Origin of the sequence: Haemophilus haemolyticus (assembly GCF_003493605.1) — a bacterium.
Classification (GTDB): Bacteria; Pseudomonadota; Gammaproteobacteria; order Enterobacterales; family Pasteurellaceae; genus Haemophilus; species Haemophilus haemolyticus_J.
Genome location: NZ_QQKA01000003.1, coordinates 151,364 through 173,886, shown reverse-complemented (window position 1 = coordinate 173,886; position 22,523 = coordinate 151,364). Strand labels below are relative to the sequence as shown.

Below are 22,523 nucleotides of genomic sequence, written 5' to 3'. Positions count from 1 at the left end.
TGGGCGATTAAAAACGGAATGTTATTACGGCAAACGATTTGAGACGTTCGAACAACTGGAAAAAACGATTCATGAATATATTCATTATTACAACCATGAGCGCATTCAGGGGAAACTAAAAGGACTCAGCCCTGTGAATTACAGAACTCAGTCCTTGAACTAAATCAGTCTAACTTTTTGGGGTCAGATCAATTTAGTCCCCTTTGTAATGTTGTCAAAGCATTCATTATTGACGGTAATCCGACAAAAATCTTGCTAATTTTGTAATGGCTTCTTCAAGCTGATTCACATAAGGAAGGGTGACAACACGGAAGTGATCCGGTGAATGCCAATTAAATCCTTTACCGTGTACAAGTAGTACTTTTTCTTGGCGGAGTAAATCCAGCACCATTTTTTCATCACTGCGAATATTGAATTTTTTCACATCAATTTTCGGGAACATATACATCGCCCCCATTGGTTTCACGCAAGTAATGCCGGGTATTTGAGTGATGAGATCATAGGCTTTGTTTCGTTGCTCAAGTAATCGACCGCCCGGTAAAATAAATTCATTAATACTTTGATAGCCACCAAGTGCGGTTTGAATTGCATGTTGCATTGGTACGTTGGCACATAAACGCATTGATGCCAGCATATCCAATCCCTCAATATAACCTTTCGCATTATGTTTTGGACCGTTTAAAATCATCCAACCTTGACGGAATCCCGCAACTCGATAAGCTTTTGATAAACCATTCAGCGTAATAGTTAATAAATCAGGAGCAAGTGCGGCAATGTGATGATGTACTGCGCCATCATATAAAATTTTGTCGTAGATTTCGTCCGCGAAGATAATCAAATTATTTTGGCGCGCGATTTCCACAATTTCTTGTAATAATTCTTTGCTATACACCGCGCCAGTTGGGTTGTTTGGGTTGATGATAACAATGGCTTTAGTTTTCGCATTCACCTTGGCTTTAATATCATCAATAGCGGGGAACCAATTCGCTTCTTCATCACAAAGGTAATGAACAGCTTTGCCGCCAGAAAGTGTTACCGCAGCAGTCCAAAGCGGATAATCAGGCATCGGCACGAGTACTTCATCGCCATCATTAAGTAATGCTTGCATGGCCATTGTGATAAGCTCAGATACGCCGTTACCAATATACACATCATTGACTGTCGCGCCGTGAATCCCTTTTGATTGATAATATTGAACAATGGCTTTACGAGCAGAATATAACCCTTTTGAATCACAGTAGCCTTGAGCTGACGGTAAATTACGCAATACGTCAACCAAAATTTCATCTGGTGCTTCAAAGCCGAAAGGTGCGGGATTACCGATATTTAGTTTTAAAATTTTATTGCCTTCTTCTTCTAAGCGTAGTGCTTCTTTGTGTACTGGCCCGCGAATGTCATAACATACGTGTTCTAATTTGTCGGATTTTGGGAATAATCGCATAGTGAAATCCTTTTGTTTCTAATAAATTTTTCGAGAAAAGTGCGGTTAATTTACGCTGAATTTTCAATATTGAAAAGATTTTGTAAAAAAATTTTTTGTCATTAACAATCTGCGGTAGAATGCGGCTAATTTTTTGTGTATTTAAAACAAAATCTAATGAGTTATTTAGCGCAGGCAATAGGCGAGTTAAAATCGCAAATTCACGCATATTTACAGCAATCAACGAATGAACTTGTCCGTTTTCAGGTGAAACTGGACAAGGTTGATTTGTTGGCTTGGCTGAAAAGTCAATCTGCGTATCCACAATTTTATTTACATTTTCGTGATGAAGCAAAAGTATTGGCTGCTCTTGGTGAAGAGAGGTCATTTTCGCAGTTAAATTTAGCGCAAGAATTTATTGAAGAAAGTGGTTTTCCACTGGTTGGTGGTTTGCAATTTCAAGGCACCGCACAATTTGTATTGCCAAAAATTCTTGTTGAACAGGATAATAAAGGCACGTTGGTATCCTTTTTTGTGAAAGATGAGCAAAGTGCGAATGATACTTTAGCCCACCTAAAAACTTTTGAAAATATCACCGCACTTTCTGCTTTGCCAAAACAGATTCCTTTGCATACAGAGCCTCGAGCGAATGAAAGAACTTGGTGTGATTGGGTAAATCAGGCTTTGGTGGAAATTAAAAGTGGGGAGCTGACAAAAATTGTATTAGCCAATGAAACCACTTTTCATTTAAAACAAGCGATTAATGCGTACGATTTTTTAGCAGAAAGTGAAAAACAAAATCAAGGTTGTTATCATTTTTTATGGGCTGAAAATTCTCATTCGGTTTTTGTTGGTTCTACACCAGAACGCCTATTTGCTCGTGAGTATAACTTGTTGCTAACCGAAGCTTTGGCGGGGACTGCATCGGTTTCTGAAAGTGAGAAAGAAACGCAATCTCAAGCCAATTGGTTGTTAAATGACGAGAAAAATTTAAAAGAAAATTGGTTGGTCGTAGAAGATATTTCGCAGAATTTACGTAAGCAAGTAGAAAGTTTTGATGTAAGCAATGTGGAATTGAAACCGTTACGTAAAGTACAACATTTGATTCGTAAAATTCGTGCAAATTTGGCCGCACATTATGCAGATGTAAATATATTAAAAGCCATTCATCCTACAGCTGCGGTATCTGGTTTGCCACAGCAACAAGCCAAAATGATTTTGTCAGAAATTGAAACCTTTGATCGAGGCTGGTATGCGGGAACATTGGGCGTGATGAGCGATGCATGTTCAGAGTTTTGTGTAGCGATTCGTTCTGCCTTTATTGAAGGTCATCGTATTCGTGTATTTGCTGGAGCGGGCATTGTGGCAGGCTCGCAGCCATTGGAAGAATGGAAAGAAATTGAACGTAAAGCAGCAGGGTTAATTTCCTTGTTTGCAGAAGAAAAATGATAACGGAGAAAAAAATGTCGGTAAGCGTGTTTAATCGTTGTTGGTCGAAAGTGATTTTAGAAACCTTGGTACGCCAAGGCGTTTCTCACGTTTGTATCGCGCCAGGTTCGCGTTCGACACCTTTAACTCTTGAAGCCGTACGTTTGCAAAATGCGGGTTCAGTCACTTGTCATACGCATTTTGATGAACGCGGTTTAGGTTTTTTTGCTTTGGGTATTGCTAAGGCAACTCAATCACCTGTTGCCATTATTGTTACATCAGGCACGGCGACTGCAAACCTTTATCCAGCAATTATTGAAGCACGTCAAACGGGTGTGAATTTATTTGTTTTAACTGCTGACCGTCCACCAGAACTTTGGGAGTGCGGTGCAAATCAGGCTATTTTGCAGCAAAATATGTTTGGTCAGTATCCGGTTGCAAATGTTAATTTACCTAAACCGAGCGCAGATTATTCTGCGCAGTGGTTGATTTCTTTACTTGAACAGGCTTCCTTCCAACAAAAACAACAGGGTGGCGTTGTTCATATTAATGTGCCATTTGCCGAGCCACTTTATGATGCAATTGATGAGGAGGTAGATTCTCACCCTTGGTTGCAGCCGTTGCAACGCTGGTTAATTCAAAACAAGTCTTGGATAAATGTAGAAGCCCAACAAAACGAAGTATTAATGCATGAAAACTGGGATCATTGGCGCACTAAGCGTGGTGTCGTTGTGGTTGGTCAATTACCTGCAGAACAAGCGATGGGCATTAACTCTTGGGCAAGTGTTATGGGCTGGGTATTACTGACGGACATTCAATCTGGTGTTGTTCCAACGACGCCTTATGAAGATATTTGGCTCGCAAACCAAACTGTTCGTGAAAAACTTCTGCAAGCTGATATTGTGATTCAATTTGGTGCACGTTTTATCAGTAAACGAATTAATCAATTCTTACAGGCGTTTAAAGGTGAATTTTGGTTGGTTGAACAAAGCGGTAAAGCATTAGATCCTTATCATCATTCGCTTACTAGATTTAATGCTAAAGCACATCATTGGTTGCGTGCACATCCTCCTTTACGCCAAAAGCCTTGGTTGCTTGAGCCGTTAGCTTTATCTAAGTTCTGTGCGACCTTTATTGAACAACAAGTAGGCGGAAATTTAACAGAAGCCTCGCTCGCATTACGTTTACCAACACTTTTACCTTATAACGGCGTTTTATTTTTAGGTAATAGTTTACTTGTTCGTTTGGTTGATGCGCTAACGCAATTACCAGAAAGTTATCCTGTTTATACCAATCGTGGCGCAAGTGGAATTGATGGTTTATTGGCTACGGCTGCTGGAATAGGTATTGGTTCAAATAAACCTGTTGTTGCGGTGATTGGCGATACGTCCACTTTATATGATCTAAACTCGTTCGCATTATTCAAAAATGTTACGCAACCAACGGTAATCTTTGTGATCAATAATAATGGTGGCGCGATTTTTGATATGTTACCTGTAGATGAACAAGTCAAAGATCAGTTCTATCGATTACCGCATAATGGCGATTTTTCTCAAATCGCGGCAATGTTCGATCTCAAATATGCTCATCCTTATACTTGGGCAGATCTCAATTCTGTTGTTAAACAGGCTTATAGTCGTCGCAAGGCAACGTTAATTGAAATTAAAACGAATCCGAGTGATGGTAGTAGTTTGTATAAACGCTTAATCGAGCAAATTAGTCACGCCGTGATTGGTGCTTAAGTATTCTGTAGGCGGGCTTTAGTCCGCCATATTTTATTATTTCTATCAATAATCCTTTCAATGATAAACATCATTTTTCTTCACGGACTTCTTGGTACAAAAAATGACTGGCAAAAAGTCATTGAAAATCTACCGCACTTTAATTGTATTGCGCTAGATTTGCCTTTTCACGGGCAAGCTAAATACCTTGAAGTCACAAATTTTGAAGATACGGCAGAGTATTTATCTCAGCAAATTAAAAGTGCGGTGAAAAATGAACCCTATTTTCTTGTTGGGTATTCTCTAGGTGGAAGGATCGCTTTGTATTATGCGCTGCAAGCTCAGCTGGAGCGATCTAATTTGCAAGGCGTTATTTTAGAAGGAGCGAATCTAGGTTTAAAAACTGACGAAGAAAAGCAGGCTCGTTTTCTGCAGGATTTTGCTTGGGCGCAACGTTTTATGCAAGAATCGCCAGAAAAAGTGTTGAATGATTGGTATCAACAACCTGTGTTTTCTCATTTGACTGCAGAAGAAAGGCTGCAGTTAGTTGAAAAACGAAAATCAAGTTGTGGGGAAAATATTGGCAAAATGCTGCTGGCGACAAGTCTATCCAAACAACCTGATTTTAGTGAAAAAGTGCGGTTAAGTTCTTTGCCATTTTTTTATTTTTGTGGCGAAAGAGATCATAAGTTCCAAGTATTAGCCAAAGAAAATCAAATTGATTTAGTGACAATTCCCTGCGCTGGACATAACTCACATTTAGAAAACTCAAAATATTTCTCTAAAAAAATAGAAAATTGCATATTAAAAATTGCTAGACCTTAGTTAAAATGCTAGGATTCAATACTTTCTCTTTATAATAAACTACTAAGGAAAAACAATGTCTACACAACTTCGTAATAATCCGATGAAAGTGGCGTTAGCCTCGATGGTCGGTACGGCAATCGAATTTTTTGATTATTATATCTATGCGGCTGCCGCTGTATTAGTTTTCAATACGCAATTCTTCCATAGCGATGATCCGCTTTCTAATGATTTACTTTCTCTTTCTACGCTTGCTTTAGCATTTTTTGCACGTCCTATTGGTTCGGCATTATTCGGTCACTTTGGAGATAAAATTGGTCGTAAAAAAACCTTGGTTGCCTCTCTTGTTTTAATGGGCGGTTCAACGGTAGTAATTGGTTTACTTCCTAACTATGCTCAAATCGGTATCTGGGCACCAATTTTGCTTTGCGTATGCCGTGTTGGTCAAGGAATTGGACTTGGTGGTGAATGGGGCGGTGCAGCTTTAGTTGCAACAGAAAATGCGCCGGAAGGCAAACGAGCTTGGTACGGTACTTTCCCTCAATTAGGTGCGCCAATCGGCTTATTTGTAGCGAATGCAACATTCTTCTTAGTTAGCTATTTACTTGGTCATAATGCACTTGTTGAATGGGCGTGGCGTATTCCATTTGTATCTTCCATTTTATTAGTTGCAGTTGGTTTATATGTTCGCTTAACTTTGCACGAAAGCCACGTATTTGTGGAAGCAGAGCAAAAAGGCAAAAAATTGAATGCACCAGTGAGTGTTGTTTTTACTAAACACTTAAAACCAATGATCATTGGCACATTTATTATGGTAGCAACTTATTCTTTGTTTTACATTATGACGGCTTTTGCGCAGGCATATTCTCGAACCGCGCCAAAGCTTTCTGACGCAGGTTATGCGCTTGGCTTAGGTATCCCAGCAAATACGTTTACTGGCTTGTTATTAATTAGTGCAATTGTATTTGGTATTTTTATCAGTATTTCTGGTGTTTATGCCGATAAAATCGGTCGTCGTAAATGGTTGATTTGGGTGACGGTGGCTGTTGGTGTGCTCGGTTTAACCATGCCATTCTTCTTAGAAAATGGTACTCCAATGAGTGTATTTGCATTTTTAGTAATTGGTATGGCGATCATGGGGATGACATTTGGTCCAATGGCTGCGCTATTACCAGAATTATTTCCAACGGAAGTGCGTTATTCAGGTGCCTCTCTTGCTTATAATTTAGCATCAATTATTGGTGCAACAATTGCAGCAATGATTTCTTTAAAAATTAATGCGTCATTCGGTGTAATGGGCGTAGGTATTTATTTAGCAATTAATGCCCTCATGACTCTATTGGCATTATTAGCGTCAAAAGAAACCAAAAATGTAGATTTAACACAAATCTAATCCTAGTTAAGAAAAAAGAGCGGTGAAATTTCACCGCTCTTTTGCCTTTCTTTAGTTTATTTTCAATATTAACTTTCAAACGAATCTTTTAATCGTTCATCTGCTCGACGAGATTCACTTTTATGTTGAAGTTTATTAAGCTGGCGCTCCAATTTTTCCTCAACTTCATTAATTGCTTTATACATATCATCTGAGGTTGCACTTGCCAATAAATTGCCCAGTGGCGTGCCAATAGATGCTTCTACAGTAAATCCATTCGGTACTTTGTTTAAAACAAAATGTGGGTTAATTAACTGTGTTTGCCATTTACCTAATTTCGCGAGTCTTTCCTCCACGTGTTCACGAATTGCAGGGGTGATTTCCATTTGTTTGCTGGTGATATTAAGTGTCATAGCATTTACCTCTTTGTTGCGTGATTTACAGTTTTCTTTAATTACAAAATAGCTTTCTTAATTCGGGTTTTCAAGGGCTTTAAGAGGAAATATCAAAGTAATTTTTAAAAATATGATCTATGTCTAATTTCTGAAAAAAGCTGCTTTTCTTTCTAAGATAAGTTGTTAAGATGGAAAATTGTGATAAGAAAAAAAGGTGTGAATATTGATTGTATCCACACCTTTTTTCATTTGATTATTCTACGATTTCGTCTTGATCGTGATGATTTATTTTCAAGCGTTGGAAATAATCTTTTGTTTCTTCAATCACAACTTTTCGCAATCCGATGAGCGCGATGAGATTTGGAAAGGCCATTAAACCATTTACGATATCGGCGATAATCCATATTAAATTTAAATGTAAGAATGAGCCTAATCCCACCAACACAATATAAGCTAAACGATATAGTTTTATGCCACGAATACCAACGAGGTAAACAAAGCAACGTTCACCATAGTAACACCAGCCTAAAATAGTTGTGAATGCAAAAAATAATAAACCGACGGTTACAATCGTTGCGCCAATTGATGTCCCTAAACCTTGTGCAAAGGCGTAGTTTGTTACTGTAGCACCTGCTAATTCAGGGTTATTCCAAGCCCCAGTCAATACCAATACAATCCCCGTCATCGTACAAACAATAATGGTATCCAAGAATGTTCCTGTCATAGAAATTAAACCTTGACGGACAGGCTCACGAGTTTGTGCCGCTGCGGCTGCAATTGGTGCGCTTCCTAAACCTGATTCATTGGAGAAAATGCCTCTAGCGACGCCTGATTGAATCGCTTTCATTACAGTAAGCCCTACGGCACCGCCTAATGCAGCTTGCGGATCAAAAGCACTATCAATAATCAATAAAATCGCATCTGGTACTTTTTCTATATTCAAAAGGATAATAACTAGTGAAGTCGTGACGTATAAAATCGCCATAAACGGCACAATTACTGATGATGCGGTTGCGATACGTTTAACTCCGCCAAGAATGATTAAGCCGACTAAAAGTGTAACAATAATTGCTGTAACTAAAATGGGAATGTTAAAAGTGTCTTGCATTGCGTGAGTAATTGCATTCACTTGTGGGAATGTACCTATTCCGAAAAAGGCCACCATTACACCAAATAATGCAAATAATTTTGCCAGCCATTTAATACCTAGTCCGCGTTCAATGTAATACATCGGGCCGCCAGCCATAAAGCCATTTTTATCACGAACACGATATTTAACTGCGAGTAAACATTCGGCATATTTTGTTGCCATTCCTAACAAAGCAACCAGCCACATCCAAAAAATAGCCCCTGGCCCACCTGCTTGTACCGCAGTTGCCACGCCCACAATATTACCAGTTCCGATTGTTGCTGCTAATGCGGTACAAAGTGCGGCAAAAGATGACACATCACCTTTTCCACCTTTATCTTTTTTAAATAAATAACCAAGCGCACGTGGTAAATAGCGAATTTGAATAAAGCCTAAACGTAAGGTTAAGTAGAGCCCTGTGCCCGATAAGAGCATGAGTAGCGGAGCGCCCCAAATAAAGCTATCAATAGCTGAAAGAATTGACTCAATTGTCATGTGATTCCTCGTCGTTTAAATCAAAAATAAACACGACAAGAAGACGAAAAGATACAATGGAAAAGAAAGTGCGGTGAAAAGATAGATAATTTCCACACTTACGATAGATTGTCTTTTGCCCCTGTCCTTTTGCCTGAGCGTTTGAAAAACGATTGAAAAATTAACCGCTCTTTTGCGCCTTCGGCGTCCATTTCTAAAATGGATCTCTCCAAGGGTTCGTCCAGTAACAGTCCCTGCCATCGCACCTGAAAGATTTTACATCGTCGGTGTGGGGTCAATTCCCCGCTCTCCAGCTACCTTCATCCGAACTCACTTTTCATTGTGACAATCACAATGAAAGCGTATGGATTCTATCAAAATGGGAAATTAATTTCAAAAAGGAATTTTAAAATCGTCTCTCAGTTGATAGAAATAATAACTTTATTCTATATCCCCACAAAAACGATATCCTTCACCATGCACTGTCATAATGATATTTGGGGTATTAGGATGATCTTCAAAATGTTTTCTGATGCGTCGAATTGTGACATCTACGGTACGATCCTGAGGTTTCAATTCACGTCCCGTCATTTTTTTTAGTAATTCTTCGCGAGTTTGTAATTTTCCTGGATTTTCACAGAAATGCAGCATTGCACGAAATTCACTGCGTGGAAGTTTAAATTCTTCACCTTCTGGTGTAATTAAACTGTGACTATTTAAATCTAATTTCCAACCATTAAAACGATAGAATTCTCGACCAAATGTATTTTCTTTTTCTTGATGTGGCATTGTGCGATGCAATAGATTACGTGCACGGATAGTCAATTCCCGAGGGTTAAAAGGCTTGGTTAAATAATCGTCGGCACCGATTTCTAGCCCTAGAATTTTATCGACTTCATTATCACGACCAGTTAAGAAAATAAGTGGCAAGTTGAGTTCTTCGCGGAGCTCTCTTGCTAATAATAAACCGTTTTTACCCGGTAAATTAATATCCATTACAACCAAATTTATATTGTGGTTTTCTAACATGTGATGCATCTCTGCGCCATTTTCTGCTTCAAGCACATCATACCCTTCCGCTTCAAAAATCCCTTTAAGCGTATTTCGGGTAACGATTTCATCTTCAACAACGAGAATTTGTGGAGTAGCCATTTTCCATCCTTATACTTATTTTGGTGTATGCTATCATGATTCCATTCTAGCGGTGTAACATTGTTGTAACAATAAAAAAGTGCGGTTATTTTTTATAAGATTTTCCTTTTTATGATCTAAATCATAGTTTTAGATATTCAAATTTCTTTGTGATAGAATTTCGCGCATTTTTACTTTTCCTTTCAATTCTATGAAAAAACTTTTTCTTTTTTTTACACTGATTTTTACCGCATTTGCAGCTAACGCTGGTCTATTTGATAAAACACAATCTTTCTTGAAAGTAGATGATGCTTTTGCATTTTCTGCCACTTTATCTACGGATAAAAGTCAATTACAGGTTCATTGGGACATTGCTGATGGCTATTATTTATATCAAGATAAGATTAGTGCTGAATTAGTGGGTAAATCGGATGCTCTCACTTTACATGCTCAACAAGCAGCTGAATTACACCAAGACCCTTATTTTGGTGAAGTGAAGGTGTTTACTCGCTCAATTGATGGCGTATTTAGCGGCGCATTTAGCAATGCTGATGATCAGGTTGAAATCACTTATCAAGGATGTACCGAAGGTTTTTGCTATCCGCCTGAAACTAAAGTATTACGAATTGCGGATTTAGCCGTTTCTCAAGAGAAAACTGTCGAAAAAACAGTTGAAAAAAATACCGCACTTTTATCTGAACAAGATCGTTTGGCTGATGGTTTATTCCATAGTAAATGGGCGATCTTCGGTTTCTTTTTATTGGGATTGGGGCTGGCTTTTACGCCTTGTGTATTGCCAATGTTACCGTTGCTTTCTGCTATTGTTATCGGCCAGCAACAACGTCCAAATATGATGCGAGCGTTTAGTTTAGCTTTTCTTTATGTTCAAGGCATGGCACTGACTTACACCTTGTTAGGGCTCGCAGTAGCGGCTATCGGTTTGCCGTTTCAAATCGCCTTGCAACATCCTTATGTGATGATCGGGCTTTCTATTTTATTTGTTGTTTTAGCTCTTTCAATGTTTGGCTTATTTACTATTCAATTGCCAAATAGCTTACAAAATAAACTCAATACATGGAGCCAAAAACAAACCTCGGGCGCTTTTGGCGGTTCCTTTGCGATGGGAATGATTGCTGGGCTTGTGGCATCACCTTGTACATCTGCACCACTTTCTGGCGCTTTACTTTATGTGGCGCAAAGTGGTGATTTATTCACTGGAGCAGCAACTCTTTATTTGCTTGCACTTGGTATGGGCGTACCGCTAATGTTAATCACATTGTTTGGTAATAAAATTTTGCCAAAATCAGGTGAGTGGATGAACACAGTGAAACAAACATTCGGCTTTGTTATGTTAGCGTTACCTGTGTTTTTACTTTCTCGTATTTTGCCTGAAGCGTGGGAGCCACGCTTATGGGCTGGATTAGCGACAGTATTTTTTATTTGGTTTGCGTTGCAGATGCCTAAGAACGGTTTTGGCTATGCCATTAAAATTATTAGTTTTGCGTTGGCTATGGTTTCCGTACAACCTTTGCAAAATTGGATTTGGCAAACTCAGCCGACAGCACAAAGTGCGGTAGAAAATAAGTCTGTTTCTCAGGTTAAATTTAAGCAAATTAAAAATATTGAAGAACTTGACCGCACTCTAGCGGAAAATCCGCATTCGATCGTGATGTTGGATTTATACGCGGATTGGTGTGTTGCTTGTAAAGAATTTGAAAAGTTGACTTTTTCAGATCCAAAAGTGCAACAGCAATTTCAAAATATCTTATTGTTACAAGTGAATATGACAAAGAATAGCCCAGAAAATAAAGCATTAATGGAGCGCTTTAATGTGATGGGATTACCCACAATTTTATTTTTTGATAAGCAAAATAATGAGATTCAAGGAAGTAGAGTAACGGGCTTTATGGATGCTGATTCTTTTTCTAATTGGATTGAAAAGCTACTTTAGTTATTTTTACTTTTGGTAAAAAGTATTTTTCAATTTTAATTATTGTTTAACTACTCGTTAAAGATTAATATGGCGCCGTTTTAATTCATCTTTAAACAAAAGGAAAGCAAATGAACAATCTTGAAAAATATCGCCCTCATGTATTAGCTCTATTACGCATCACTGCTGCTTACATGTTTATCTTACATGGCACAGCAAAATTTTGGGAGTTTCCAATTTCCATGACGGGTGGAAATGGCCCGGTAGGTGATTCAATGATGATTGTAGGTGGAGTGATTGAAATTGTCGGCTCAATCTTATTAATTTTAGGATTATTTACGCGTCCAGCTGCGTTTATTTTATCTGGCCAAATGGCTTTTGCGTATTTCTTTATGCATGTGGCTGGCAAAGGGAATTTACTATTCCCAATTGCAAATGGCGGTGAGCTTGCGTTACTTTACTCTGTACTCTTCTTATATTTTGTATTTTCTGGCGCTGGTGCTTGTGCTTTAGATAACAAGTTTTTTAAAAAGTAGTTTAGTTGTAGTTTCATAATTTAATCCTTTTATTTGCCCACATTTATGTGGGCTTTTTTATGCTTGAAATTTACCGCACTTTATTCTGATTACATTTTATTTAATCTTTTCTATATTTGCGCAAACGATTGCGCTATAATTCACTCCGCTTATTTTTAAACATTTAATGAAGGAAAATGTAATGACAGATCGTCCAATTCGTCAGGCTTTACTGAGTGTTTCTGATAAAACCGGTATCGTAGAATTTGCTCAAGGCTTAGTACAGCGTGGTGTAAAACTACTTTCCACAGGCGGTACGGCAAAATTGTTAGAACAGTATGGTTTGCCGGTGACTGAAGTGTCTGATTATACGGGATTCCCAGAAATGATGGACGGTCGAGTAAAAACCTTACACCCCAAAGTGCATGGCGGTATTCTTGGCCGTCGTGGTACAGATGATGCCATTATGCAACAACACGGCATTGAAGGCATTGATATGGTGGTGGTGAATTTATATCCATTTGCAACCACTGTGGCTAAACCAGATTGTACCTTGGCTGATGCGGTAGAAAATATCGATATCGGTGGACCAACCATGGTGCGCTCTGCTGCGAAAAACCATAAAGATGTGGCGATCGTAGTGAATAATCATGATTTCAACGCAATTCTTGCAGAGATGGATAAACATCAAAACAGCCTAACGCTTGAAACTCGTTTTGACCTTGCAATTAAAGCATTTGAACATACTGCGCAATATGATTCCATGATTGCCAACTATTTCGGTCAGTTGGTGAAACCTTATCATCTTGCTGCTGAAGAAGATGCGGAGGCGAAGTGCGGCCAATTTCCACGGACTTTAAATTTGAATTTCGTGCGTAAACAAACCATGCGTTATGGCGAAAATGCCCATCAAAATGCCGCGTTTTATGTGGATCTCAATGTAAAAGAAGCGAGTGTAGCAACAGCAAACCAACTGCAAGGTAAAGCTTTGTCTTATAACAATATTGCCGACACCGACGCAGCCCTTGAATGTGTAAAAGAATTTGATGAGCCGGCATGCGTGATTGTTAAACACGCCAATCCGTGTGGTGTGGCTTTAGGCAAAGACATTTTAGAGGCCTACAACCGCGCCTATCAAACAGACCCAACCTCAGCTTTTGGCGGCATCATTGCGTTTAACCGTGAATTAGACGAAAAAACGGCAAATGAAATTGTAGAACGTCAATTTGTGGAAGTGATTATCGCACCGAAAGTGTCTGCGGAAGCCGTTGAAGTGGTGAAACGTAAGAAAAATGTCCGTTTGCTTGAATGTGGAGAATGGCAAGCACGTACCCAACGTTTAGATTTCAAACGTGTGAACGGTGGCTTGTTGGTGCAAGATGCGGATTTAGGCATGGTGGGCTTGGATGACTTAAAAGTGGTCAGCAAACGTCAACCGACTGAACAAGAACTGAAAGATTTATTATTCTGCTGGAAAGTGGCGAAATTTGTGAAATCGAATGCCATTGTTTATGCCAAAGATAACCAAACTATTGGTATTGGCGCAGGCCAAATGAGCCGCGTGTATTCGGCTAAAATCGCCGGTATTAAAGCGCAAGATGAAGGCTTGGAAGTGGACGGTTGTGTAATGGCATCTGATGCGTTCTTCCCATTCCGTGATGGCATTGATGCGGCAGCGAAAGTGGGGATTCAATGTGTGATTCATCCGGGCGGTTCAATGCGCGATCAGGAAGTGATTGATGCGGCAGATGAGCATAATATGGTGATGGTATTGACCGGAATGCGGCATTTTAGACATTAATTTATGCAGCAACTTCGCTTAATGAGCGACTTACTTATTCCCCCCTCTTTCGTAAAGAGGGGGTGAGGGGGAGATTTAAACGATGCTAAATGTACTATGAGGTTGAAATAACTTCTGCCAAATCTCCCCTACCCCTCTTTGCTAAAGAGGGGATTAAATTCAAAAAGATACAAGGAGCATTATGAACATCCTCATCATCGGAAACGGCGGTCGTGAACACGCCCTCGCTTGGAAAGCGGCGCAATCTCCATTAGCGGATAAAATTTTTGTTGCACCGGGCAATGCCGGAACGGCATTAGAACAAAAGGTCGAAAACGTTAATATCAGTGCAACGGATATTCCTTCATTGGTTAAATTTGCCCAAGATAACCACATTGATTTAACGATCGTGGGGCCTGAAGCGCCACTTGTGATTGGGGTGGTGGACGCTTTTCGTGCTGCGGGTTTAAACATTTTCGGACCAACGCAAGCGGCTGCGCAATTGGAAGGTTCCAAAGCCTTTACTAAAGATTTCTTATCCCGTCATAAAATCCCAACCGCAGAATATCAAAATTTCATCGAAGTCGAACCGGCATTGGCTTACTTGCGTGAAAAAGGCGCGCCAATTGTCGTTAAAGCGGATGGCTTGGCGGCTGGCAAAGGCGTGATTGTGGCGATGACATTGCAAGAAGCGGAAGACGCAGTGCGCGATATGCTTTCCGGCAATGCCTTTGGTGAAGCCGGTAGTCGAGTGGTCATTGAAGAATTTTTAGATGGCGAAGAGGCGAGCTTTATCGTCATGGTGGACGGCAAAAATGTCGAACCTATGGCGACCAGTCAAGACCACAAGCGTGTGGGTGAGAAAGACACGGGCTTAAACACCGGCGGTATGGGGGCTTATTCTCCTGCGCCTGTGGTGACACCTGAAATTCATGCGCGGGTAATGCGTGAAGTGATCTATCCAACGGTCAACGGCATGGCGGCAGAGGGCAATATTTACACCGGTTTCTTGTATGCTGGTTTGATGATCATGCCGAATGGCCAGCCGAAAGTGATCGAATTTAACTGCCGTTTTGGTGATCCGGAAACCCAACCGATTATGTTACGTTTGGAATCGGATTTGGTGGAGCTTTGTCTTAAAGCCTGTGATGGCAAATTAGACGAAGTGAAATCCCAATGGAATCCGAAAGCTTCTTTAGGTATCATATTGGCAGCAGAAGGCTATCCGGGCGATTATCGCAAAGGCGATGAAATCAGCGGTTTGCCTCAAAGTGCGGTCGAAAATGAGAAAGTTTTTTTGGCGGGCGTAGAAGCGAAAGCGGGCAAGTTAGTCACCAACGGCGGCCGCGTGCTTTGTGCTACGGCATTAGGAGAAAGCGTATTTGAGGCACAACAGAAAGCGCTGAAACTGGCTGAACAAATTCAATGGAACGGTCGTTTTTATCGCCGTGATATCGGCTATCGCGCTGTGGCTCGTGAGCAGAAAAAATAACTACATTTAATGTTAAGGGATCGAATGGATTATAAAAATAAAGAATTATGTCGTTTTCGTACCATAAGTTTTTTTCTAACGTTACATAAAAATAAAACGCAATGGGAAGACGCCCTTTATTCAGTCAAACGTGATGTGGATTTGTTATTGCCAGCTGTGCAGAAAGCAGGTTATACCTTGCAATCGATTCGAGTGATTACCAATCCCTTTGGTGAATATTTGGATTTAACCAATTTGCAGACGGCAAAAGCAGATTTGCAGTATTTAACGGAGTTACTGAATAAATTTAATGAAAGTGGAATTCGTCTTCGATTTGCAATAGGCGCGGCGAGAAATAAAGAGGAAATAGCGTTATTGCCAGAGTTAATCGCAGCTTATGGTGACTTGTGTAATGCCTGTGTTAATGTGCCATTAGATGAAAATGGCGTGTTAGATAATGAACTTATTGAGCAATCTGTTTATGCGGTACAACGGATTGCAAATATCACACCACGTGGCGAAGGTAACTTTAATTTTACTGTGAATTTTAACTGCAAGCCATTTATTCCTTATTTCCCCGCCGGTTATCATCTAAGTCATTTACCAAATAGTTTTGTCATTGGTTTAGAAACGCCTGATTTATTAGTCGAAGTATTAAAATCTGTACCCAAATCACCTCATAATCAATTTTATGCGGATTGTTATCAAGCGATGTCGCAAGCGTTGCAATATCATGTAGATCAAGTATTAGAGATGTTAAGTGCGGTCAAATTATCAGGTGAATTTGAATTTGCAGGCATTGATAGTTCGGCGGCACCATCTAAAAATTGTTCATCCATGACAAAAGTGTATGAATTAATGGGATTGCCCTATTTTGGTGCGGCTGGTTCAGTAGAGGTTTCTGCTTTACTGACAAAAATCTTTAAATCAATCCAGCGTGTACCATTGGTTGGATTTTCTGGATTAATGTTGGCGGTGACAGAAGATTTAGGTTTAGCCGAAGGGACACAAAAACACTATTTTGATATTCGCGCTTTACTAACTTATAGCGCCGTATGTGGTATCGGTTTAGATACGGTTCCTGTGGCGGGAAATGCTAAGGCTGAAAGCATCGCAGCTATTATGCGTGATACGGGAACGATGGCATTTCGCTTAAATAAACCTCTAACTGTGCGTTTATTCCCCATTCCGAATAAGATTGCAGGTGAAATATCCGAATTTGAGAGTGATGATTTATGTAACTGCCGCCTTTTACATATTCCGGATTAAAAAAATTTTCCCTACTTTGTATTGATGAATGTTATCTCTACTGTTAGTAAAAGAAATATCTCATGAGAAAATTAATATTGGGTAGTCTTGTCGCCGTATTGCTATCGGGATATGCAACGGCACATTAGCAAACCGAACAGAAAAAAGCGTTGGTAGGCGATTGGATGCGTCATATGAAACCAGCCGCCAAGGAGCCTTTGCCAGTTGAGCATTTTGATTATGTCACTTATCGAGCGGATCAAACCGTGCTGATGCGTGGTATCTCTCAGATTGATACAAAAGAAGGTTGGATGCGCTATTTATTGCAAGCCAAAGCCAAATAGCAGGCAAGTGATGGTAAGTTATGATTTTACCGTTCGTCTATTTAAAACCGCCCATTCACCACTAGTCGCAAAAATTATTGAACAATCTCCAGAATTTAAAGAATTAGATAAGGAATTTGTTTCACCTTGTAATAGCTGTGGTAATCATTTGGATATGAAGATTAAAATGAAAAGCCCAACAAGGATGACCAATTTTAATACTTATACGAAAGAAACCAGCCAATGCCGTAAACTTGGTGCTGGCGAGAAAACAAAAGAAGTTAAACTAATTGAGACATTAGTGAAAGAAAAAAGCCTGATTTAGATAAATGAATGTTTTTCATTGTAATAATGAAAAATATGATCGAAATTTTTGATTAAGTTTTTACTTGGAAACAGATAAACTATACACAAATAATTCAAACAAAGAGGAAAACACAATGTTTAAAAAGAGCATGAACATCGCTGATTACGATCCGGTTTTATGGCAAGCCATTCAAGATGAGAATCGTCGTCAAGAAGAACATATTGAATTAATCGCTTCTGAAAACTATGCCAGCCCGCGCGTAATGCAAGCGCAAGGTTCTCAATTCACCAATAAATATGCGGAAGGCTATCCCGGCAAACGCTATTATGGTGGTTGTGAGTATGCAGACATTGTGGAACAGTTAGCAATTGACCGCGCGAAAGAATTATTTGGTGCAGATTACGTGAATGTTCAACCGCACTCTGGTTCACAAGCGAATGCTGCGGTGTATGGTGCATTGATTAATGCGGGCGATACTATTTTAGGTATGGATTTGGCTCACGGTGGGCACTTAACTCACGGCGCAAAAGTCAGTTTCTCCGGCAAGATTTATAACTCTGTGCTTTATGGAATCACTGCGGATGGCTTAATTGAGTATGAAGATGTTCGTCAAAAAGCATTAGAATGTAAACCAAAACTTATCGTTGCGGGTTTCTCGGCTTATTCACAAATTGTGGATTGGGCGAAAATGCGTGAAATCGCAGATGAAGTCGGTGCGTATTTATTTGTGGATATGGCGCATGTAGCGGGATTAATTGCAGCGGGTTTATATCCAAATCCACTGCCTCATGCACATGTTGTGACAACAACAACCCATAAAACATTGGGCGGTCCGCGTGGTGGTTTAATTCTTTCATCTTGTGGTGATGAAGAAATCTACAAAAAATTACAATCATCTGTATTCCCTGCAAACCAAGGTGGTCCATTAGTTCATATTATTGCGGCAAAAGCAGTTTGCTTTAAAGAAGCATTAGAGCCTCAATATAAAGAATACCAAGCAAATGTGTTGAGAAATGCAAAAGCAATGGTTGAAGTATTTAAACAACGTGGTTATGACGTTGTGTCAAATGGTACTGAAAACCACTTGTTCTTAGTAAGTTTCATCAAACAAGGATTAACTGGTAAAGCAGCTGATGCAGCATTAGGTAAAGCAAATATTACAGTGAATAAAAATGCTGTACCAAACGATCCGCAAAAACCATTTGTTACTTCAGGTATCCGTGTAGGTACACCATCTGTGACTCGCCGTGGTTTCAATGAAAATGATGTGCGTGAATTAGCTGGCTGGATGTGTGATGTTTTAGATGCTTTAGGCAAAGAAAATGAAGAACAAGTGATTGCTGAAACTAAAGAAAAAGTATTAGCAATTTGTAAACGTCTTCCAGTTTATCCGAAATGATTTATTTTCTTTCGTTGATTATATGGTTAGCGGCGATCAATATCGCCGCTTATTTTTTTATGTGGAGAGATAAAATTCGGGCCGTGCATAACGAGTGGAGAATTCCTGAAAAAACGTTTTTTCTTCTAAGCCTTTTAGGTGGCTTTATGGGAATACATTTAGCTATGAAACATTTTCGTCATAAAACGCTGCATTTTAGTTTTAAATTTATTGTTGTCATTAGCGCATTTCTTTGGGTTGTTATTTTTCCATGGTTATATTTTTCTTTTATTTTTCAATATGTAAAAGCATGATAATGTAGACAAACTAATTTGTTATGCCTCTCGAAACATTGTGCTTGGAGAACTGATTTTTACTAGCGTTATTTTGTATAATATTGGAAATTTTTTTATGGGAAATCATATGACTTATATTGTTGGCTTAACTGGTGGCATTGGTAGTGGTAAAACAACGATTGCTAATTTATTTGCCAATCTTGGCGTACCTCTAGTGGATGCAGATGTGGTTGCTAGAGAAGTCGTCGCGAAAGATTCCCCTTTATTGTCTAAAATTGTTGAACATTTTGGTGCTCAAATTTTAACGAAACAAGGCGAGCTTAATCGCGCGGCTTTACGAGAGCGAGTGTTTAGTCATGATGAAGATAAATTGTGGTTAAATAATCTTTTACATCCCGCTATTCGTGAACGAATGAAAAAACAATTAGCTGAACAAACTGCGCCTTACACATTATTTGTCGTCCCTTTATTAATCGAAAATAAATTAACCGCACTTTGTGATCGTATTTTGGTGGTGGATGTGAGTCCGCAAACTCAACTTGATCGTTCATCGCAACGAGATAACAATAATTTTGAACAAATTCAACGAATTATGAATTCTCAAGTTTCTCAACAAGAGCGTTTAAAATGGGCGGATGATGTGATTAACAATGATGCTGAACTGGCCCAAAACTTACCGCACTTGCAACAAAAGGTGCTAGAATTGCACCAGTTTTATTTACAACAAGCGGAACATAAAAATGTCTGACGAAATGATTGAAGTACCTTGTCCGATTTGCCAAAAATCGGTGTCTTGGACAAATGAAAGTACTTTTCGCCCTTTTTGTAGCAAACGTTGCCAGTTAATCGATCTTGGTGAATGGGCGGCTGAAGAAAAAGCGATTCCAAGTGATACTGCTGATTTTGCAATGGATCCAAATGTGAGTGACGAATGGAGCATTAAATAGAGATTAACCGATAGGAAACCCTATCGGTTAATTTTTATAAGTGCGGTCCTTTTTTGAGGATTTTCCCTAAGCATGCTATGCTAAACGTAATTTTATTATTCTAAGATGTGATTTTTATGCAACAAGATTATTTAAGCCAACAAAGATTCTCTGATCTTCCTCTACACCCGATTGTACGAGATGCTTTGGCAAAAAAAGGCTTTGATTTTTGTACCCCAATTCAGGCTTTATCCTTGCCTATCAGTTTAAATGGACGAGATGTCGCAGGACAAGCTCAAACTGGTACAGGCAAGACAATGGCTTTTTTAACGGCTACTTTTCACCATCTTTTAACTCTCCAAGATCCTAATCTGAAATATCCTCACCCAAGAGCTTTGATTTTAGCGCCTACTCGAGAATTAGCGGTGCAGATTAGTAATGACGCAGAATTTCTTGCAAAAGCGAGTGGATTAAAGACCGCACTTGCCTATGGAGGCGATGGTTATGATAAACAACTACAAGCGATTGAGCGTGGCGTCGATATTTTGATTGGTACGACGGGGCGAGTCATTGATTATGTGAAACAAGGCGTAATTTGTTTAGATGAAATCCAAGTTGTCGTGCTAGATGAAGCGGATCGAATGTTCGATCTTGGGTTTATCCGTGATATTCGTTATTTATTGCGTAAATGTCCCGCTCCGCAGTCTCGTTTAACGATGTTATTTTCAGCGACACTTTCTTATAAAGTGCGTGAATTAGCATTTGAAGATATGAATGACCCTGAATATATTGAAATTGAACCGGAACAAAAAACAGGGCATCGAATCAAAGAAGAACTTTTTTATCCATCTAATCAGGATAAAATGGCACTTCTCTTAACCTTAATGGAAGATGAATGGCCTGAGCGCTGTATTGTATTTGCGAATACGAAACATCGTTGTGAAGAAATTTGGGGTTATTTGGCTGCTGATGGGCATCGTGTTGGTTTACTGACTGGCGATGTAGCACAGAAAAAACGTTTATCGTTATTAAAACAATTTACCGACGGTGATTTGGATATTTTAGTGGCAACAGATGTGGCTGCTCGTGGCTTGCATATTTCTGATGTGACGCATGTTTTCAATTATGATTTACCCGATGATCGGGAAGATTATGTGCACCGAATCGGCCGTACTGGACGAGCAGGGGAAAGTGGCGTTTCGATTAGTTTTGCTTGCGAAGAATATGCGATGAATTTACCCGCTATTGAAGAATATATTGGTCATTCTATCCCAGTGAGCCAATATGAAACAGAAGCCTTGCTTGAACTGCCGAAACCGTATCGTTTAAAACGTGCAGTACCACCGCAAGGGCATACAAGACATCGTTCTTATCACACAAAATAGTGATATAATTTTTTTAGTCTCAATAATTAATAAGGAAATCATTATGGCCATTTTAGTGACAGGTGGCGCCGGTTATATCGGTTCTCACACAGTTGTAGAATTATTAAATGCTGGCAAAGAGGTGGTGGTATTAGATAATCTTTGCAATTCATCGCCAAAATCCCTTGAGCGCGTAAAACAAATTACGGGCAAAGAAGCAAAGTTTTATGAAGGTGATATTTTAGATCGTGCTTTGTTACAAAAAATTTTTGCAGAAAATGAGATTAGCTCTGTTATTCACTTTGCTGGATTGAAAGCTGTAGGGGAAAGTGTTCAAAAACCAACAGAATATTATATGAACAATGTGGCTGGCACCCTTGTATTAATTCAAGAAATGAAAAAAGCAGGTGTTTGGAACTTTGTATTTAGCTCATCTGCAACGGTTTATGGTGATCCAAAAATTATTCCAATTACAGAAGATTGTGAAGTCGGTGGTACAACTAATCCTTATGGTACATCTAAATATATGGTTGAGCAGATTTTACGCGATACAGCAAAAGCGGAACCAAAATTTAGCATGACCATCTTGCGTTATTTTAATCCAGTTGGGGCGCATGAAAGTGGCTTAATTGGTGAAGATCCAAATGGTATTCCAAATAATTTATTACCTTATATTAGCCAAGTTGCTATCGGTAAATTAGCACAACTTTCTGTATTTGGTAGTGATTACGACACTCATGATGGAACAGGTGTGCGTGATTATATTCATGTAGTGGATTTAGCTGTGGGGCATTTAAAAGCGCTTCAACGTCATGAAAATGACGCTGGTTTACATATTTATAACCTAGGTACAGGCCATGGTTATTCTGTATTAGACATGGTAAAAGCCTTTGAAAAAGCCAACGACATTACCATTGCATATAAACTTGTAGAACGCCGCCCTGGTGATATTGCGACATGCTATTCTGATCCTAGTTTAGCTGCAAAAGAGCTTGGTTGGGTGGCAGAACGCGGTCTTGAAAAAATGATGCAAGATACGTGGAACTGGCAGAAAAATAATCCAAAAGGGTATAGAGATTAATATTCTCTAATATTTGTTTTTCTTTTTTAG

The 22,523-nt window shown here is 39.3% G+C and carries 22 protein-coding genes and 1 riboswitch; of the genes, 18 read left to right on the top strand and 4 right to left on the bottom strand.

Annotated features, from left to right (window positions below; genetic code table 11):
• Positions 1-163 (top strand): IS3 family transposase (locus tag DV424_RS04075; protein ID WP_154099475.1); only part of this gene is annotated, 163 nt, incomplete at its 5' end.
• A gap of 63 nt (positions 164-226) precedes the next feature.
• Here DV424_RS04075 and DV424_RS04070 read toward each other — a convergent pair.
• Entirely contained in the window at positions 227-1,441 is a 1,215-nt protein-coding gene (locus DV424_RS04070) for a pyridoxal phosphate-dependent aminotransferase (RefSeq protein ID WP_118859162.1), read from the bottom strand.
• Between the two features lie 156 nt (positions 1,442-1,597).
• On the opposite strand from DV424_RS04070, the gene DV424_RS04060 reads away from it, so the two are divergent.
• Genes DV424_RS04060 through DV424_RS04045 form a run of 4 tightly spaced genes read left to right on the top strand, consistent with a single transcriptional unit; the run spans position 1,598 to position 6,766 of the window.
• The gene (locus DV424_RS04060; protein WP_192880641.1) at positions 1,598-2,869 is read left to right on the top strand and encodes an isochorismate synthase; all 1,272 of its coding nucleotides are present in this window, start codon (positions 1,598-1,600) and stop codon (positions 2,867-2,869) included.
• Between the two features lie 14 nt (positions 2,870-2,883).
• Positions 2,884-4,590: a 2-succinyl-5-enolpyruvyl-6-hydroxy-3-cyclohexene-1-carboxylic-acid synthase gene (menD, locus tag DV424_RS04055; protein ID WP_118859160.1), complete on the top strand. Its 1,707-nt coding sequence runs from the start codon at positions 2,884-2,886 to the stop codon at positions 4,588-4,590.
• Between the two features lie 60 nt (positions 4,591-4,650).
• Positions 4,651-5,394: a 2-succinyl-6-hydroxy-2,4-cyclohexadiene-1-carboxylate synthase gene (gene menH, locus DV424_RS04050; protein ID WP_118859159.1), complete on the top strand. Its 744-nt coding sequence runs from the start codon at positions 4,651-4,653 to the stop codon at positions 5,392-5,394.
• Between the two features lie 55 nt (positions 5,395-5,449).
• A complete protein-coding gene (locus DV424_RS04045; RefSeq protein WP_118859158.1) occupies positions 5,450-6,766 on the top strand; it encodes an MFS transporter in 1,317 nt (438 codons plus the stop codon).
• Positions 6,767-6,834: 68 nt separating this feature from the next.
• On the opposite strand, the gene raiA is transcribed toward DV424_RS04045, so the two are convergent.
• The 3 genes from raiA to arcA all read right to left on the bottom strand — a co-directional run bounded on the left by raiA (position 6,835) and on the right by arcA (position 9,895).
• Positions 6,835-7,158 carry a ribosome-associated translation inhibitor RaiA gene (gene raiA, locus DV424_RS04040; protein WP_009499739.1) on the bottom strand — a complete coding sequence of 108 codons (324 nt, stop codon included), beginning with the start codon at positions 7,156-7,158 and terminating at the stop codon, positions 6,835-6,837.
• Between the two features lie 235 nt (positions 7,159-7,393).
• Positions 7,394-8,764 carry an alanine/glycine:cation symporter family protein gene (locus tag DV424_RS04035; RefSeq protein WP_118859157.1) on the bottom strand — a complete coding sequence of 457 codons (1,371 nt, stop codon included), beginning with the start codon at positions 8,762-8,764 and terminating at the stop codon, positions 7,394-7,396.
• 111 nt (positions 8,765-8,875) lie between these two features.
• A riboswitch (glycine riboswitch) is annotated at positions 8,876-8,986 on the bottom strand.
• Positions 8,987-9,184: 198 nt separating this feature from the next.
• Positions 9,185-9,895: a two-component system response regulator ArcA gene (arcA, locus tag DV424_RS04030; protein WP_065245785.1), complete on the bottom strand. Its 711-nt coding sequence runs from the start codon at positions 9,893-9,895 to the stop codon at positions 9,185-9,187.
• 190 nt (positions 9,896-10,085) lie between these two features.
• On the opposite strand from arcA, the gene DV424_RS04025 reads away from it, so the two are divergent.
• The 13 genes from DV424_RS04025 to galE all read left to right on the top strand — a co-directional run bounded on the left by DV424_RS04025 (position 10,086) and on the right by galE (position 22,493).
• Positions 10,086-11,825, top strand: a complete 1,740-nt coding sequence (locus tag DV424_RS04025; protein ID WP_118801029.1) for a protein-disulfide reductase DsbD — start codon at positions 10,086-10,088, stop codon at positions 11,823-11,825.
• Between the two features lie 110 nt (positions 11,826-11,935).
• Complete coding sequence (locus DV424_RS04020) at positions 11,936-12,340, top strand: DoxX family protein (protein ID WP_118801028.1); 405 nt, start codon at positions 11,936-11,938, stop codon at positions 12,338-12,340.
• Between the two features lie 181 nt (positions 12,341-12,521).
• Positions 12,522-14,120 carry a bifunctional phosphoribosylaminoimidazolecarboxamide formyltransferase/IMP cyclohydrolase gene (purH, locus tag DV424_RS04015; protein ID WP_118859156.1) on the top strand — a complete coding sequence of 533 codons (1,599 nt, stop codon included), beginning with the start codon at positions 12,522-12,524 and terminating at the stop codon, positions 14,118-14,120.
• Between the two features lie 181 nt (positions 14,121-14,301).
• A complete protein-coding gene (purD, locus tag DV424_RS04010) occupies positions 14,302-15,591 on the top strand; it encodes a phosphoribosylamine--glycine ligase (RefSeq protein ID WP_065250268.1) in 1,290 nt (429 codons plus the stop codon).
• 24 nt (positions 15,592-15,615) lie between these two features.
• Complete coding sequence (locus DV424_RS04005) at positions 15,616-16,839, top strand: DUF711 family protein (protein WP_065250269.1); 1,224 nt, start codon at positions 15,616-15,618, stop codon at positions 16,837-16,839.
• Between the two features lie 164 nt (positions 16,840-17,003).
• Positions 17,004-17,162, top strand: coding sequence for a hypothetical protein (locus DV424_RS08980; protein WP_239990461.1), 159 nt, complete (start codon positions 17,004-17,006; stop codon positions 17,160-17,162).
• A gap of 7 nt (positions 17,163-17,169) precedes the next feature.
• Positions 17,170-17,466, top strand: a complete 297-nt coding sequence (locus DV424_RS08975) for a hypothetical protein (RefSeq protein ID WP_239990460.1) — start codon at positions 17,170-17,172, stop codon at positions 17,464-17,466.
• Between the two features lie 115 nt (positions 17,467-17,581).
• Entirely contained in the window at positions 17,582-18,847 is a 1,266-nt protein-coding gene (glyA, locus tag DV424_RS03995; RefSeq protein WP_118859155.1) for a serine hydroxymethyltransferase, read from the top strand.
• A complete protein-coding gene (locus tag DV424_RS03990; RefSeq protein ID WP_118859154.1) occupies positions 18,844-19,140 on the top strand; it encodes a DUF1294 domain-containing protein in 297 nt (98 codons plus the stop codon). Before glyA ends, DV424_RS03990 begins: the two co-directional genes overlap by 4 nt.
• Positions 19,141-19,249: 109 nt before the next feature.
• Positions 19,250-19,870 carry a dephospho-CoA kinase gene (gene coaE / locus DV424_RS03985; RefSeq protein WP_118859153.1) on the top strand — a complete coding sequence of 207 codons (621 nt, stop codon included), beginning with the start codon at positions 19,250-19,252 and terminating at the stop codon, positions 19,868-19,870.
• Positions 19,863-20,069 carry a DNA gyrase inhibitor YacG gene (gene yacG, locus DV424_RS03980; RefSeq protein ID WP_118859152.1) on the top strand — a complete coding sequence of 69 codons (207 nt, stop codon included), beginning with the start codon at positions 19,863-19,865 and terminating at the stop codon, positions 20,067-20,069. Before coaE ends, yacG begins: the two co-directional genes overlap by 8 nt.
• 116 nt (positions 20,070-20,185) lie before the next feature.
• A complete protein-coding gene (rhlB, locus tag DV424_RS03975) occupies positions 20,186-21,433 on the top strand; it encodes an ATP-dependent RNA helicase RhlB (RefSeq protein WP_192880640.1) in 1,248 nt (415 codons plus the stop codon).
• A gap of 43 nt (positions 21,434-21,476) precedes the next feature.
• On the top strand, positions 21,477-22,493 hold the full coding sequence (gene galE, locus DV424_RS03970; RefSeq protein WP_114892544.1) for a UDP-glucose 4-epimerase GalE: 1,017 nt from the start codon (positions 21,477-21,479) through the stop codon (positions 22,491-22,493).
• Positions 22,494-22,523 lie beyond the last annotated feature (30 nt).

What these genes read in the sequence shown, in the direction of transcription:
- DV424_RS04070 (WP_118859162.1), bottom strand. Translation starts at nt 1,441, where the DNA reads ATGCGATTATTCCCAAAATCCGACAAATTAGAACACGTATGTTATGAC.
- DV424_RS04060 (WP_192880641.1), top strand. Translation starts at nt 1,598, where the DNA reads ATGAGTTATTTAGCGCAGGCAATAGGCGAGTTAAAATCGCAAATTCAC.
- menD (WP_118859160.1), top strand. Translation starts at nt 2,884, where the DNA reads ATGTCGGTAAGCGTGTTTAATCGTTGTTGGTCGAAAGTGATTTTAGAA.
- menH (WP_118859159.1), top strand. Translation starts at nt 4,651, where the DNA reads ATGATAAACATCATTTTTCTTCACGGACTTCTTGGTACAAAAAATGAC.
- DV424_RS04045 (WP_118859158.1), top strand. Translation starts at nt 5,450, where the DNA reads ATGTCTACACAACTTCGTAATAATCCGATGAAAGTGGCGTTAGCCTCG.
- raiA (WP_009499739.1), bottom strand. Translation starts at nt 7,158, where the DNA reads ATGACACTTAATATCACCAGCAAACAAATGGAAATCACCCCTGCAATT.
- DV424_RS04035 (WP_118859157.1), bottom strand. Translation starts at nt 8,764, where the DNA reads ATGACAATTGAGTCAATTCTTTCAGCTATTGATAGCTTTATTTGGGGC.
- arcA (WP_065245785.1), bottom strand. Translation starts at nt 9,895, where the DNA reads ATGGCTACTCCACAAATTCTCGTTGTTGAAGATGAAATCGTTACCCGA.
- DV424_RS04025 (WP_118801029.1), top strand. Translation starts at nt 10,086, where the DNA reads ATGAAAAAACTTTTTCTTTTTTTTACACTGATTTTTACCGCATTTGCA.
- DV424_RS04020 (WP_118801028.1), top strand. Translation starts at nt 11,936, where the DNA reads ATGAACAATCTTGAAAAATATCGCCCTCATGTATTAGCTCTATTACGC.
- purH (WP_118859156.1), top strand. Translation starts at nt 12,522, where the DNA reads ATGACAGATCGTCCAATTCGTCAGGCTTTACTGAGTGTTTCTGATAAA.
- purD (WP_065250268.1), top strand. Translation starts at nt 14,302, where the DNA reads ATGAACATCCTCATCATCGGAAACGGCGGTCGTGAACACGCCCTCGCT.
- DV424_RS04005 (WP_065250269.1), top strand. Translation starts at nt 15,616, where the DNA reads ATGGATTATAAAAATAAAGAATTATGTCGTTTTCGTACCATAAGTTTT.
- DV424_RS08980 (WP_239990461.1), top strand. Translation starts at nt 17,004, where the DNA reads ATGCGTCATATGAAACCAGCCGCCAAGGAGCCTTTGCCAGTTGAGCAT.
- glyA (WP_118859155.1), top strand. Translation starts at nt 17,582, where the DNA reads ATGTTTAAAAAGAGCATGAACATCGCTGATTACGATCCGGTTTTATGG.
- DV424_RS03990 (WP_118859154.1), top strand. Translation starts at nt 18,844, where the DNA reads ATGATTTATTTTCTTTCGTTGATTATATGGTTAGCGGCGATCAATATC.
- coaE (WP_118859153.1), top strand. Translation starts at nt 19,250, where the DNA reads ATGACTTATATTGTTGGCTTAACTGGTGGCATTGGTAGTGGTAAAACA.
- yacG (WP_118859152.1), top strand. Translation starts at nt 19,863, where the DNA reads ATGTCTGACGAAATGATTGAAGTACCTTGTCCGATTTGCCAAAAATCG.
- rhlB (WP_192880640.1), top strand. Translation starts at nt 20,186, where the DNA reads ATGCAACAAGATTATTTAAGCCAACAAAGATTCTCTGATCTTCCTCTA.
- galE (WP_114892544.1), top strand. Translation starts at nt 21,477, where the DNA reads ATGGCCATTTTAGTGACAGGTGGCGCCGGTTATATCGGTTCTCACACA.